The 15,206-nt window shown below is 39.3% G+C and carries 12 protein-coding genes; 9 read left to right on the top strand and 3 right to left on the bottom strand.

Annotated features, from left to right (window positions below; translation table 11 throughout):
* Nucleotides 1-348: 348 nt before the first annotated feature.
* A complete protein-coding gene (locus V7137_RS17165) occupies nt 349-1,167 on the bottom strand; it encodes a methyl-accepting chemotaxis protein (protein ID WP_335699216.1) in 819 nt (272 codons plus the stop codon).
* A gap of 699 nt (nt 1,168-1,866) precedes the next feature.
* Between V7137_RS17165 and V7137_RS17170 the strand changes: the two genes are divergently transcribed.
* On the top strand, nt 1,867-2,601 hold the full coding sequence (locus tag V7137_RS17170; RefSeq protein ID WP_335699217.1) for a hypothetical protein: 735 nt from the start codon (nt 1,867-1,869) through the stop codon (nt 2,599-2,601).
* 78 nt (nt 2,602-2,679) lie between these two features.
* On the opposite strand, the gene V7137_RS17175 is transcribed toward V7137_RS17170, so the two are convergent.
* Nucleotides 2,680-4,383: an Ig-like domain-containing protein gene (locus tag V7137_RS17175; protein ID WP_335699218.1), complete on the bottom strand. Its 1,704-nt coding sequence runs from the start codon at nt 4,381-4,383 to the stop codon at nt 2,680-2,682.
* A 241-nt stretch (nt 4,384-4,624) separates the two neighbouring features.
* Entirely contained in the window at nt 4,625-4,762 is a 138-nt protein-coding gene (locus V7137_RS17180; RefSeq protein ID WP_335699219.1) for a hypothetical protein, read from the bottom strand.
* Nucleotides 4,763-5,084: 322 nt separating this feature from the next.
* On the opposite strand from V7137_RS17180, the gene V7137_RS17185 reads away from it, so the two are divergent.
* The 8 genes from V7137_RS17185 to V7137_RS17220 all read left to right on the top strand — a co-directional run bounded on the left by V7137_RS17185 (nt 5,085) and on the right by V7137_RS17220 (nt 15,198).
* The gene (locus V7137_RS17185; RefSeq protein WP_335699220.1) at nt 5,085-5,669 is read left to right on the top strand and encodes a sigma-70 family RNA polymerase sigma factor; all 585 of its coding nucleotides are present in this window, start codon (nt 5,085-5,087) and stop codon (nt 5,667-5,669) included.
* On the top strand, nt 5,653-6,696 hold the full coding sequence (locus V7137_RS17190) for a DUF4030 domain-containing protein (RefSeq protein WP_335699221.1): 1,044 nt from the start codon (nt 5,653-5,655) through the stop codon (nt 6,694-6,696). Before V7137_RS17185 ends, V7137_RS17190 begins: the two co-directional genes overlap by 17 nt.
* Before the next feature lie 262 nt (nt 6,697-6,958).
* Complete coding sequence (locus tag V7137_RS17195) at nt 6,959-7,975, top strand: LacI family DNA-binding transcriptional regulator (RefSeq protein ID WP_335699222.1); 1,017 nt, start codon at nt 6,959-6,961, stop codon at nt 7,973-7,975.
* Between the two features lie 163 nt (nt 7,976-8,138).
* On the top strand, nt 8,139-10,235 hold the full coding sequence (locus V7137_RS17200) for an amylo-alpha-1,6-glucosidase (protein ID WP_335699223.1): 2,097 nt from the start codon (nt 8,139-8,141) through the stop codon (nt 10,233-10,235).
* Between the two features lie 60 nt (nt 10,236-10,295).
* The gene (locus V7137_RS17205; protein WP_335699224.1) at nt 10,296-11,558 is read left to right on the top strand and encodes an ABC transporter substrate-binding protein; all 1,263 of its coding nucleotides are present in this window, start codon (nt 10,296-10,298) and stop codon (nt 11,556-11,558) included.
* Between the two features lie 143 nt (nt 11,559-11,701).
* Nucleotides 11,702-12,601, top strand: a complete 900-nt coding sequence (locus V7137_RS17210; RefSeq protein WP_335699225.1) for a carbohydrate ABC transporter permease — start codon at nt 11,702-11,704, stop codon at nt 12,599-12,601.
* Nucleotides 12,602-12,614: 13 nt separating this feature from the next.
* The gene (locus V7137_RS17215) at nt 12,615-13,439 is read left to right on the top strand and encodes a carbohydrate ABC transporter permease (protein ID WP_335699226.1); all 825 of its coding nucleotides are present in this window, start codon (nt 12,615-12,617) and stop codon (nt 13,437-13,439) included.
* Between the two features lie 142 nt (nt 13,440-13,581).
* Nucleotides 13,582-15,198 (top strand): glycoside hydrolase family 13 protein, encoded by a 1,617-nt coding sequence (locus V7137_RS17220; protein ID WP_335699227.1) that lies wholly within the window; start codon nt 13,582-13,584, stop codon nt 15,196-15,198.
* Nucleotides 15,199-15,206 lie beyond the last annotated feature (8 nt).

A 15,206-nucleotide genomic window follows, 5' to 3' on the forward strand; every position in this document is an offset into this window, starting at 1 on the left:
AAAAAAGAATCCGGCCAATGCCGGATCTCAACAAAATATATTAAAGGGGGTTTTTGAAAAAGAGAAAGGTAAATGCTTGTCCTCTTCATGTACCTATCATATCCCTTAATCATGAACAAACTATGACCAAATCGTTTATATTTTATTAATTAATGATAAAACTAGATTCAGATGGTTAATGGAATACTATTTGTAAAATTATCATCAAGGCTATTACCTTTATTCAGAGGAGAATGCTTTCTTAAAACTTTTATACATTCCGATTCTTGTTACAGTAATATAGACACTTCCTGATATTGTCCCAAGTTGTTCCATCAAAATAGTTGTGGAAGTGGACTTAACCGATTATTAAATCTGGTTAGCTTGCTGGCTCAATTCTGAAGCGGTACTTACGATCTGTTCGAAGGACTGATGGAATTCTTCCATTTTTACTGATTGTTCGTGTGAATCGAAGGCAATTTGTTGAATGGTTGTGATGATTTTTTCAAGGTTCGCCACCATCCCTTTTAATTGTGGTTCTACCCCTTCTACCGTTTCTCTGTTATTTTCGGCCATCTTCTCAATTTCTTTAGCTACTACAGCAAATCCTTTTCCATGCTCTCCAGAACGAACTGCTTCAATGGAGGCATTCAAACCAAGAATACGGGATCTAACCGATGTTTTCTTTAATAAAACGAGGATTTCTTCAATTTTTTTAATTTCATTCCTAAGCAAAGTGGTATCTGCATTAAGGTCTTTCAGCTCTACTGCAATTCGTTCGGTTACTTTTGTTACGTCTTCGGAGACAGTAACAATTTCCCCGCTTATTCCTGTTAGTTTGTGGGCACCTTTTCGCAAAACATCAATTTTATTATTAGAAACGATCGTCGAGATGACCCCGATTACTTCGTCGTTCTCGATGATGGGCGTATCTGTAGAAATGTAGGCGATTCCAAAAGATTCTGAGCCTCGTTCTTCTCTCTGAGTTTTACCAGTAATCAATGCTTTATGTGTTACAGTTCCTTTAAAGTTATCAGCAGAGGCACCAATAGGAATTTTTAAATCTATAGTCTGACCTGGAAGATAGCCTATTACCTTTTCGGTATCTGCTAAAACGATACATGCATCTTCTGCGTGGGTAGTTTGTATAATTTTCAAATTATTTAGCAATTGTTGTAACCGATCCACTGTAATTCCTCCGTTTTGGTAAATGATGTAGGTATTATAAATATAACATTTTTTAGAGTTGGGAACAGTGATATATTTTCAAAACATAATTAATTTTACCTACTTAAATAACAATTTTTTCTAGATTAATATGTTTATATATTATTTTTACTAAAGCGGTACGAAGGTCAGTCGACCCTGCTGAATAAAAAATTACAGGAGCTTGAGAATGTCCATGACCAAGCAGGAAGGAATTGAATTCCAAGGCGGATCTCCTTCCGAGGCAGTTGGGTGAGTAATTTTTGTGTAATGAACTAAGCCTGGTTTTGGAATGAATTCATTGGTTGGAATAGCGTAAAAAGTATAATCTAAGCGTAAGGTTGTTTTTAATGAAAGCGGGGAAACTTGAATGCAAGCACATAATCTTGTGTCAGGAGAAAAAATCAGAGCGATTATTACAGGGCAACAGGGATGGTCGGTGAAGGCGTCCTGCACGAATGCCTCCTCGATCCACAGGTTGAGAAGGTTTTAGTCACTCTCTATCTCATTTGTTAAGCAGAAAAGTGTAAATTTTGTCAAAAATTGTGTTTTTTTGAAAGAGAGGAAATGATAAAATAGATTGATGAATTTAGGTATTTTTTAATGGCCTGGTAGTATGATGAGCCGCCTGTCAGTTTAATAAAGGTAATACATAGTAATACACTTAAAGGAGTTATTTAAATGTCAGTCATGAAAGAAATCAACGAGAAACAACCGATCAGGCCTTTTTGGAAAAAGAAACGATTCAAGCTGGGGATTCCGGTTTTGCTCCTGCTTGTCCTTGGCATTGCTGTCTACAAAATTGGGATGGGCCTAGCTTCGGAAAAAATGGTAGACGAACTTGCGAGTGAAATGACGAAGGAAGATTACGATGCGATCTTAAAGGATCCTGGTGTGCAGCAAATTCTTGCCAAGGAATCAGGTTCAGGCCAAACAAGGGAGTTGCTTACAAATCTTTCATCCGACCCGACTGTTAAGGATGCGTTGAGCAACCAACCTGTAAATACGGCGAATGGACAGGATCACCCTGCTGCAGTAAATATGGATTCCAGTAAAGAAAAGGGTGAGGCAGCTTCAAACAAAGCTAAGGAAACGAACGCAAAAAATCCAGCTGCGAATAAAGGTAAGAGCACAACAGCAACGGAAAATGCAGGGAAAGATACAGCGAAACCGGAACAACCTTCTCCGGGAAAAGTACAAACAGGTTTACAGTTCAGTTCCAATCAAGAGGTCATGAAGTTTTTACTATCAAAGTTTTCAATGGGGGAGCTTAGTGCCTTAGCGAAGAAGGCCCAAGGCGGGGTTTCTGTCCAAGAGAAAGAAGAAATAAAAAGTACGGTTCTAGGACGGCTTTCGACAGAAGAGTACAATGCCCTGAAAGTTTACGCGGCTATTACCCTAAGTAAAAGGCAATAGCAGTTGCCTTAATTTAAAAAAGAAAACCCGTTACGGTGTCAAGGCACCGAAACGGGTTTTCTTTTTTATTCGAATGGATTATCTAGACTTAACTGTTACTTTTGTACGGCTGCTTACGTTTTTAGATTTATCTGTTGCTGTTACGTACAAGACGGTACCTTTCTTTTGGGCCTTGATTTTCACGCTGAAGTTTCCTTTTGACGAAACTTTACCAGTTCCTAATACGGTTGAGCCTTTTTTGATGGTAATCGTTGCACCGGCTTCTGCCTTCCCTTTGACTACTTTATCGTTCGAATCAACAGCGTATACTCTTGGTTTTGATGGAGCGATTTTATCAAGAACCTTCGTTGACTTTGCGCTACTTACATTACCTGCTGCATCCTTCGCTGTTACATAAAGAGTGGAGCCAGCTTTTTGGGCACTCTTAAGTTTGATGCTGAATGAACCGTTGGATGAAGTTTTTCCTGTTGCGATCGTAGTTTTGCCGTTTTTGATTGTGATATAGGAATAAGCTTCTGCTTTTCCTTTGATGGTTTTATCGTTATTGTCTACTGAATAAACAGTTGGTACTGCAGGAGCAATCCTATCAAGAACCTTGATGGTTTTAGTCTTACTTACGTTACCGGCAGCATCCTTCGCTGTGATCGTAAGAGTAGATCCAGCTTTTTGGTAGCCAATTGGAAGTGCGTATGCCCCGTTCCAATATGTTTTTCCTGTCGCAACGACTTTTTTACCATTCAAAACTGTAATAGTAGAATAGGCTTCTGCTCGACCTTGAATCAGAACGTCTTTATTACTGAACGCATTGACAGAAGGAGTTCCAGGTGCAGTCGTATCCTTTTTCGGAAGAATGGTCACTTCTTTGGTGATAATCGGCTGGTTCATATAATAGCCGACTACTTTTACTTTTCCAGTCTTTTTAGCAACAAGCTTATTGCCAGTAGTTAGGGTAGCGATGGAAGCATTGTTTGTACTCCACTTCAAATTACTTGTAAAGTCCATTGGGCCAAATCCAAAATCTACTTTTAAGATGTAGGCTGGAGAGACAGAACCTAATGTATATGTACTAGCACCATAAATATCTCCGCCTTTGCTGCGGATTAATCCTGATGAAAGAGCAGCGGAGGCCATTTTAGTTGGATCGACAATTGCGTCTACTTTAGTTTTCATTGTAAGGACATCTTCTACAGAGATTCCTAATTTTTCAGAGAATAGGTTATCGAATTGAGTAAATCTTGCATCTGCAAGAGTTGCATCAATGGCATCTTGAATCACTTGGTTAAAGCTTGTATTTTTCTGTTGTAAGAAAGAGTTAACTAATTGCGTTTTAAGGTTTTCTTCAAACGCACTAGTTAAGGAAAGCGCTTGGTCAACGGAAATCTTTCCGTCAAAAATTTTGTTGAAATCTGTTGCATGAGCTGTTTCAAACGCATCTAAAGCAGAAAGGAAATCAATAGCATTGCTTTGGTATTGAAGTTTAGCAAAGTCAGTTGCTAGTTTAACAGCTGTTCCAGGAGCTGTCTTGCTGTCGATCTTTGTCACTAAATCTGTTCCAAGAACGCTGGCAATGTTTACTTTCGCGATATTGATATAGGCAACTTTAATGTCTGCAATATCAGAAGCTGTTAGTTTTTTGTAGATTTCGTTGTGGAATGAAACAAGCTCAAGACTGCTTGCATGTACCGCATTCGGTGCAAACGTTAGGTTCGCTGCAAATGGAGTAAGGGCGATTGTACTTGCCAGTAGTAAATTGATGGTGCGTTTACGAAACAGTGTTTTCAATGGTAATTCCTCCAAATTTATAGTCAAATAGTATTATACTTTAAAGAGTCAAAGTATGGAAGAAAAATAGGATAAAAAAGGGAAAAATGTCGTTTTGAGGTCAGAGTATCAGTGCCTATCACTATGGAAATAAGGATTGCCGTGGATTCAAGCTCATTACAGCTTCCAGAGATAAAATAAAAATAGTTATCTGCCATTCTGCTTGCTGAAAAAGAAAAAGACCTAGCCGATACGGCTAGGTTTAGATATTATTTGCAACAATCGTAACAACGGTGCTTAGTATGATTGTGCCCAGAGCAATAAAACTGTAGGTTAGGTTCTTTTTACGTTTTTTTCTTTTCATCATTTCTTCGGGGGTTAGCCAATAGCCTTTTGACATCGATGAATACTCCTTTGTGTATTGGATCTGGGTGATATTTCAAATATTGGTATATTATCCATATTGATAATCCGAAAGTTATTATACTATAGAACTAAAGAGTTGGGAAGGTGGGTTCTAGGAAATCCTGCCCACGAATCGACAGGATCATGTGGTAATAAATTGATAGGTTAGTAGGCAAAAAGAGCCGGGTATAGTTTTCTATTTAATTTGTACCAATAACAACCATCATTGCGAAAACGGCCCCCAAAAAAATAAAAAATATGAAACTAAATTTATGCTTTCTCAGTCTTAAGGGTGTTAGAAAGGAGGAAGTTATTAGGTGCCTAAAAATCAAATTGCAGATCTGCCATATAATTTTGACCAACTAAATGAAGTGGAAAAAGGAAGAATCATTGATGAACTGATGAATCAGCATTCTCGGAAGGTTTATTTATTGGCGTACTCTTATGTCAAAGATCAGGGTCTTGCCGAGGATATTGCTCAGGAGGTTTTTATCAAATGTTATAAGTCTCTCCAGCATTTTAGAGGGGATGCGCAGATTACGAGCTGGATTTACCGGATTACCGTTAATACTGCCAAGGATTTTCTGCGGTCGAAAAGCTTTAATATCCTTAAGTACCCGAAGAGCTTTTTCGAAAATTTAACAAAAAGTGAGAGCCCGGAGGATGCTGTGCTCCAGCAAGACCAGCGTGAAGCAGTCTTACAAACTGTGCTTGGCCTGACTACTAAATATCGTGAAGTGATTATCCTCTATTATTTTCAGGATGAAAAGATGGAGGATATTGCGGAAATTTTAAATATGAATCTCAATACGGTCAAGACAAGATTATCAAGGGCCAGGTCGATGTTGAAGGGAAAAATAACTTCTTTTACAGGAGATGAGTTAATTGAAAAACGATCTTAAGGAAGTAAAAGAATACTATAATGAAATGCATTTTAATGATGAGATCGCCAATCGAATAAAAGAGGGCGTCCATCTCCAAATCCATCGTAAGGAACAGAGCAGTATCGGCAAAAAAATCATTTATGGCTGCGGTGCAGCTATAGCGGCCTTCGGGTTATTTATTGGCTTAGCGTTTTTATCACCGACAGTGGCAAATGTGGCTGCGAAGGTTCCGTTTTTAAATATGATATTTGATTCGAAGCCAATTTCGGAAGTAATCACCGAAACCCTTAATAAAAAGGGGTATAAAGTGGATGGAGTCGGAGCTCAATATTCCTCCAAAAAGGTATTTTCGGTGGGGCTTCAAGGTTCTGCGGAATATGTAAAAAAGGTCAGTCCAGAAGTGAAGAAGATTGTGAAGGACTTGCTGTTGACTAGAGATTTTGATGCGTATGATGTTAAAGTATACAGCTCTGAAGGTAGAATCGTTGAACCTACACCAGAGGAAAAGAGAGCAGATGAAGAATTCAGCAAGATCACGGAAATTGTCATTGGTGTCCTAAAAAGTTATGGATATAAGGATATACCACCAATTGGAATCGATGCGGACCATAAAACGCTAGATTTTAGTTTGCCGAATACGGAGTCAAAAGTAGACGAGATAAAGCAACAGGTTGATAGTCAACTCAAGGCAAATAATTATGGTACTATTACCGTTAAAGTCGATGTCTATAACGCGAAGAAAAGAGAGCGGGAAAATAGATGGTCTCCAATTATCAGTACGATTGCGGAAGGGACGTTTGGAGCGAAGAAATATAAAGTTACTGGTGTGGGATATACGAATCGGTATGCTGAATATATGGAGATTACGATTAGTACATCGGTATCGTCATCAGACTCTGACTATGAAGAAGTCGTGAGCGATATTAAAGACACCATTCAAGAATTCCTAACAAGTAAAGAAACCAAGGAAATTATTAAGGATGATGCCTATAAAGTCATCATCACTTCGAAGGATAAAAAGGAAACTGTGATTCGTTCTAACTGATCTGGGTCATAACCCGACTCAGTTAAAGGTTAATGGTTAAAGTGATAAAGAGTTAAGGCAAGGCGAGGGCAAACTGCTCTCGTCTTTTTAGGTAGATATGTTTTCTCCAACGAAATGCATGAATAAGTGAAAGAAACCGGGTGCCTTAACTACTTTTTAAAAATGGGGGGACTACCCCCTTAAAAAAATATATTGCAACCGTTTGCATTGTTAAGTATAATTCAATCATAAGCTTTTCCGAAACGTTTTGGAGGATTTGAGAATGACGACTATTAAGGATATTGCTAAAGCTGCAGGAGTATCGGTAACAACGGTTTCCAGAGCTTTGAACGGCTATTCTGATGTAAGTGTGAAAACACGAGAAAAAATCATGAGTATAGCAAAAGATTTAAATTACAGTCCTAACACGCTTGCAAGAGGACTAGTAATGAATAAATCCAAAACCGTTGGGTTACTTGTTTCAGGAATAAATAGAGAAAGCGAGAAAGACCAAATTACTTATTCGATTTTGTCAGGAATCAACGAATCTGTCTCAGAAAAAGATTATGACCTTGTATTGTTTAACACTAACTCCACCAAGCAAAGAGAAAAAACATATACACAGCTTTGCAGGGAACGAAGAGTGGATGGGGTAATTATTCAAGGGATTAAAACAGATGATCCGTATCTAAAAGAGGTAGTAGATTGTAATATCCCCTGTGTTCTCATCGATATTCCGATCCATTCGGATCAGGTAGGATATGTGTCAACTGACAATGTGTCCGGTGCTAAAAAAGCAGTAGAATATCTGATTGGACTTGGTCACACAAATATTGCCATGGTTAATGGACATAGCAAAGCCTTTGTTAGTCAGCGGAGGCAAGAAGGTTATATAAGTGCCTTGTCTGACAATGGTTTGACGGTTCATCCCAATTGGATTGTTAATGGAAGGTTTGAAGAAGTTTCAGCAAAAGAAGCAGCACTAAAATTGCTTACCGATAACAGGGAGATTACAGCAATCTTTTGTGCGAGTGACCTGATGGCTCTCGGAGTGATGAAAGCAGCCGAGGAACTGGGGTTAAGTGTTCCCGGAGATTTATCGATTGTCGGGTATGATGACATTCTGCTTGCGTCCTACTCATCACCGCCGCTGACTACGATTTCACAGAACTTTTTTCAATTAGGCTTTCAGGCAGCTAACCTTTTAATAAATATATTGGAAGAAAAGGCAGATCCTCATGTAATCATTATGAATACAAAACTTATCGAAAGAGGCAGTGCCGCAAAAAATCAGCGATAACTGATTTTTTTATTGAAAAACCAAAACGTTTAAGTAAACGAATAATTTTGCATAGAAATCGAAACGTTTCGGATTGATTAATTTCTTTTTGAAATTTAACCGAAACGTTTCGGTGTTGTGGTTCTCGTTTAATGGAAAGAGGGCTACAGAAGAGGAGGATAACATGGACTATCGTGTAATAAAAGAAAATGATTTGTTTTTATTAACAGATGATAAGGGGAATATTCCTGAAAACCATTCTTACGGCTTGGGGCTGTATACAAAGGATACCCGGTTCTTAAGCAAGCTGGATGTCAAGATAAATGGAGAAGATCCAATCTTACTATCCTCCGATGCGGCAGAAAACTACATGGCTAAAATACTACTAACAAACCCTCATATGGAGAAAGATGGAGAACTTATTCTCTGGAGGGAATCAGTTGAAATTGAACGAACACGGTTTATTTATGATGAGGTATTGTATGAAGCTATAAGAGTAAAAAACTATTTTCCAAAGCCCATCCAGTTCGAACTAAGTGTTCATTTTGATGTAGATTTTCACGATATGTTTATCGTACGTGGCTTTCAATCTGGTAAGACTGGGAAGAGAACAGGACAGTTGATTAAAGGGAATTCACTTACGTTTGCCTACGAAGGAGCGGACCAGCTAAAACGTTCTACTAGAATTCAATGGGATAAAAACGCAAAGTCTGCAGCCGAAAACGGCGATGTTTCCTTCGACTTTTCCCTGCAGCACGGCGAGGAGGAAACTGTTACCTTCGTCATTCAGCCTCAAGTAGGGGACCATGAAAGGAAGGAGGCAGTGGCCTCTGAGAAAGCAATTGTGAAATTGAAAGATTCTTATCAGGAATGGGAAAAGCAGATTACTAAAGTAACAACTGATTTTGAACCATTAAAGCGGTTAGTTAACCGGGGGATTGATGATTTAAAGGTATTACTTACTGACCTTGGCTATGGTCAATTTCCAGTTGCAGGTCTCCCTTGGTTTGGGGTGCCGTTTGGACGTGATAGTTTGATAGCGGCCCTTCAAATGCTGGCATTTAACCCTGAGGTGGCAAAGGGGACCATTCTTACGATGGCAAGTAAGCAAGGTCAGAATCTGGATCCATGGCGTGATGAACAGCCGGGTAAAATTATGCATGAGATTCGTTTCGGTGAACTTGCAAATACTAACCAAATTCCGTTTACACCTTACTATGGAACCATTGATGCCACTCCGTTATTTTTAATCCTTATTTCCGAGTATGTGAAGTGGACCGGTGACTTTAAGATTTTGGAGCAGGTCAAGGACAATATTGAAGCTGCTCTGAAATGGATTGAAGAATATGGAGATCGTGATGGCGATTCATTTGTTGAGTATCATCAAGAATCAAGTAAAGGAATCGCTAACCAAGGCTGGAAGGATTCAGGTGATTCAGTGGTCCACCGCAACGGGGATTATGCAAAAACACCAATCGCCCTGGCGGAGGTTCAAGGGTATGTCTACCAAGCCAAAACAGGAATCGCTGATCTTTATGAACATATTGGAAGAAAAGCAGAAGCAGCAGTGCTTCGCGAACAGGCAGAAAAGATCAAGCAAAGATTTGAAGAAGCTTTCTGGATGGAGGATGTTCAATATTATGCGATTGCCCTTGATGAACATAAACAGCAGGTAGGCACGATTACATCGAATCCAGGGCATGTCCTCTTCTCAGGGATCCTGGATGAGGAAAAAACGGATGCAGTGATTGATATGCTTCTATCCCCTAAAATGTTCTCTGGTTATGGTATCCGGACAATGGGAGAGGAAGAAGCAGGCTATAATCCAATGAGCTACCATGATGGCAGCATTTGGCCACATGATAATAGTATGATTCTTCTCGGAATGAGCAAAATCGGCAGGCAGGTGAAAGCGAACAAAGTGATTAACGGTCTCATCGAAGCATCTGCCCATTTTGAGTATGACAGACTGCCTGAATTATTTTGCGGATATGACAAGTCAATTGGCAAAGCTGTTAAGTACCCAGTTGCCTGCTCACCACAGGCATGGGCTGCTGGCACACCACTTGTATTTATCCAAACATTGCTAGGATTGTTTCCTAACAGTATTACTAAAGAAATCCACCTTTCTCCATTGCTTCTTGATTCAATGAATGAGCTAAAGGTAGAAAATATTTCAATTGGGAGCGGACAGCTATCAGTCACTATTTACCGACATAATGATCAGGTGGAGCTGAGAGTTGACGAGAACACAACAGGCTTTGAAGTAATCATTGATTGATCCAAAAGAGGTCTAGGACCTCTTGAAGATAAATATTTCCAAAAAAGGATGGGGAAATCTATGAAAACAAAAAAATGGCTAACAACACTTGGATTAACGTCCATGTTAGTTGGAAGTTTGTTAACAGGCTGCAGTGGTGACAAAGAGAAATCGGTAAAAACAGCTTCTGAAAAAAATGAAAAGGTTGAAATTACCTTGGCAGGATGGGGATCATCTCCAGAGGAATCAGCTCTATTGAAGGAAGTCCTTGCAGATTTCGAACAAGAGCATCCAAATATCAAGGTAAAGCATGAGGTTATTGCCGATCAATACATGGATGTCATGAAAACACGCTTAATCGGTGGGGAAGGACCAGATGTTTTTTACCTTGATGCTTTCGAAGCTCCTGGCTTAATCCAGACAGGTGCCCTTGAACCGCTTGATGGCTATGTGAAGAAGGACTTCGATGTAGCTGATTTTGAAAAACCGCTAATAAAAGCTTTCCAACATGACGGGAAAACTTATGGTTTTCCAAAGGGATATTCTACATTAGCGCTTTACTATAATAAGAAAATGCTGGCCGAAGCAGGCGTAGAAGTTCCGAAGACGTGGGATGAATTAAAAGAAGCATCGAAAAAGCTGACAAAAGGAAAAGAGGTTTATGGATTTGGCCAAAATCCTGAGCTCGCTCGAACACTTTTTATCGCTAATTCTTTAGGCGGTCATGCAGTGAAGGATAATCAAGCTAATTTTACTGATCCAAAAGTAGTGGAGGCTCTTCAGTCTTACGTTGATCAACATTTAAAGGATAAGACAGCTGCACAGCCTAGTGAGGTGGGTGCAGGCTGGACAGGTGAGATGTTCGGTCAAGGTAAAGCAGCGATGGTAATTGAAGGCAACTGGGCAATTCCTTATTTACAAAATACATTCCCAAATATTGAATTTGGAACAGCTGAAGTGCCTACTATTAATGGGAAGCAAGGTACCATGGCCTTTACAGTTTCTTATGTTATGAACAGTGCTTCTAAGAAAAAGGAAGCTGCATGGGAATTAATTTCTTACCTGACAGGAAAAGAAGGTATGGAAAAATGGACTAGCAAGGGATTTGAGCTTCCTTCCCGTAAATCTGTAGCTGCAAAGAATGGCTTTGACAAAGATGAACTTCGTAGCGCGTTAGTAGCTGGTGCACCGTATGCGACTGTATGGGCAGATGATACCAACCTGCCAATCATTTTTAACAATTTTAATAACCAGTTTGTGAGTGCTTATTTAGGTGAACGTCCGCTAGACAAAGCAATGCAGGACGCAGAAAAACAGGCTAATAAAGAGATAAAGAATCAATAAATCTAAAGAGGGAGGGAGCTCTTTCCCTTCCTCGACCTTATGGTGTACAACTCTTTCTGTTGAAGTGAGGGCGAGGGCCTTCAGCAGAAAGAGTTGTATAGCAAAGAAACTTAACAACACCACAAAAAAAGGGATGACAAATTATGAAGCGTAAATACAGCAAAGCTGAAATAAGAGAAGCCGGACAAAGTTACTTGTTTATGTCACCGGCCATGTTTGTTCTGCTACTGTTTATGATCGGGCCGATTTTTTATGCTATTTTTCTTGCTTTCCATAAGGTTCAGCTCTTGGGCCAGGCAAGTTTTGATTTTGTGGCATTTGATAATTTTAAAAAGATTCTTGATGATACTCGTGCACATATTGCTTTGTGGAATACGGCGAAATACGTTTTTATCGTTGTTCCCATTCAAACATTTTTGGCATTAGTTCTAGCTGCCTCATTAAATGCTGGGCTGAAAGGACAAAAGTTCTTCCGGATTGTCTACTTCTTGCCAACGTTAACTTCATCAGCGGTTCTGACACTCATCTTTATGTGGATGTATAACAAAAATGGTTTGGTAAACCATATTCTTGATTTCATTGGACTGCCAACCTATAACTGGATTGGGGACCCCTCAGTTGCCTTAAATGCCATTATGTTTATGAATATTTGGTCAACAGCACCGTTTTTTATGGTTATTTATCTGGCGGCCTTACAGGATATACCAGAATCTCTTTATGAGGCAGCGGAGCTTGATGGAGCAGGTGCAATCAAGAAATTTTGGCATATTACTGTTCCTAATCTTCGCCCGGTTACATCCTTTGTTGTGATTATGGGAATCATTGGCACGTTCCAGCTTTTTGACCAATCTTATATTTTCTCAGCAGGATCAGGTGGTCCGAATAACTCCACGCTGACAGTTGTATTATTAATCTACCAATATGCATTTAAGAGTTTGGGCACGATAGGATATGCGGCTGCACTTGCTTTCGCACTAGCACTTATTATCCTTCTAGCTACCTTACTGCAACGGAAATTCTCTAAAGAGGAATCCTTATATTAAGGAGGGAATATTGATGAAAAAATCGGTTTTAGGCAGAAAATTATTATATGTCATCCTAGTTATCTATGCGATTATTACAATGGTTCCATTTCTGTGGGCCCTGTCTTCCTCCTTTAAAACACTAGAGGAAATTGTTAGTGGATCGATGAGTTTTATCCCGAAGCATTTTACGTTTGCAAATTATAAAATGATTTTCCTTGAGCAGGAATTGTTCCCGCGTTGGTTATTTAATAGTTTGTTCATTGCTGTTACCGGAACAGCTTTAAATTTGCTTTTCAATTCAATGGCCGGCTATGCCCTTGCTCGCCTAAGCTTTCCCGGAAAGAAAACGTTATTCATCATTATCCTTGCTGTCCTGATGATTCCAGGACAAGTTACAATGATTCCTAATTATTTAATTTTAAAGGAACTCGGCTGGCTAAACTCTTATCAGGGCATGATTATCCCGTCGATGATCAATGCAACCTTTATTTTTATGATGAGACAGTTTTTTATTAATTTTCCAAAAGAATTGGAAGAAGCGGCTGCGCTTGATGGACTAGGGCGCTTCGGCATCTTTTTTCGGGTCGTAATTCCTCTCGCAAGACCAGCACTTGCAGCACAGGCCATCTTTGTTTTCATGGGATTATGGAATGATTTTATGAGGCCGCTTATTGTCTTGTCAGACCCAAATCTATTCACCCTTCCGCTCGGATTGAATACGTTTAAAGGGCAGTATATTAGCTATTGGAACTATATCATGGCAGCATCGATGGTCTTCACCCTGCCAGTTCTTATGATCTATGCTTTCTTTAACCGTTATTTCATTAAAGGCATTTCTTTTACAGGAGGAAAATAAAAAAAGCGGCATTTGAAAGAAGCTGTATGCAATAAACATGCATACAGCTTGTTTTAAATGTGCATAACATGTTAAGCCGCCGAGAGTGGTAATCTTGTAACGTTACTAATTTAAATGCCTATTAAAAAAAGGAATGATACGAATGAAAAAAAACTGGTGGAAGGAATCAGTTGTTTATCAGGTATATTGGCGAAGTTTTTATGACACAGATGGTGATGGTTATGGTGATTTAGAAGGAGTGATTCAAAAATTGGATTACATCCAGGAACTTGGCGCAGATGTCATTTGGTTAAATCCATGTTTTGAATCTCCTGATGTTGATAATGGTTACGATATTTCCGATTATCGCTCCATCATGTCAAAGGCAGGAACGATGGAAACCTTTGACCGATTTCTTCAAGAAGTGCATAACCGGGGTATGAAATTAATCATGGATTTAGTGGTGAATCATACCTCGGATCAACATCCGTGGTTTAAGGAATCACGTTCTTCTAAAGATAATCCTAAAAGAGATTACTATGTTTGGAGAAGAGAGCCAAACAACTGGCGTTCTTATTTTACTCCTTCAGTATGGGAATTTGATGATCAAACAGAGGAGTATTATTTTCATTCCTTTGCGGTCGAGCAGCCAGATTTAAACTGGGAAAACCCAATGGTCCGGCAGGAAGTCTATTCCTTCATGAGGTTCTGGCTAGATAAGGGTATTGATGGATTCCGAATGGATGTCATTAACCTGCTGGCAAAACAAGCGGGATTCCCAGATGCAGAAAATCCGGAGGATATCTCCTATCTAGGAAATAACCCTGGTATCCATGAGTACCTTCAAGAGATGCATAGGGAAGTTTTACAGCACTATGATATTTTTACCGTCGGGGAAATTCCTTTTGTTACCCCCGAGGATGGACTTCTATATGTTGGTGAAAATCGACGAGAACTTCACACGTTATTTCACTTTGAAGTTTGCGATTATATGATTCATTGGGATATGCAGCGGTATAAAGAAATACAAAGACGCTGGTATAAAGGGTTGTGGGAGAAAGGCTGGAACTCGCAATTTTTAAATAATCATGATCATACTCGTCTAGTCACTCGATTTGGAAATGACTCTATCTTTAGAGTTGAATCAGCCAAGTGCTTTGCAGTCCTATTACACTTGCTGCCAGGAATGCCGTATATTTATCAGGGTGAGGAAATCGGCATGACGGGGGTAAGGTATAAATCGATTCAGGAATATCAAGATATTGCGATGAAAAATAAGTATAAAGAAGAAGTTGAAAAAGGGCGCGACCCTGGAGAAGTATTCAAGAGTTTAGTCCATCTCTCACGTGATAATTCGCGTACACCTGTCCAGTGGGATGAGTCGCCAAATGCAGGATTCACAAAGGGAACACCATGGATAAAAGTTAACCCTAACTATAAAGAAATAAATGTTGCTCAATCGCTAGCTGACCCAGACTCGATTTTCTATTTCTATAAGAAATTAATTCAGCTTAGAAAAGAAAATAAAATCATGGTATATGGGGATTATCAAGAAGTCTTAGAGGATCATCAACAAATATACTCCTTCATCCGTGAATTAGATCATCAGAGATGGCTGGTGGTATTGAATATTTCGGAACTGCTCGTACAAGTGAACGTGCCTGAATCCTTATCTATAGCAGGAAAGGAAATGCTATTGACGAATTATAAGAATGAAGTAGATTCAAATGTTGAATGGGCACTAAGACCATATGAGGCAAGAATATATAGGCTTTTATAAGATTGTTC

The organism is Neobacillus drentensis (genome assembly GCF_036962765.1).
In the GTDB taxonomy this organism is placed as follows: domain Bacteria; phylum Bacillota; class Bacilli; order Bacillales; family Cytobacillaceae; genus Neobacillus; species Neobacillus drentensis_C.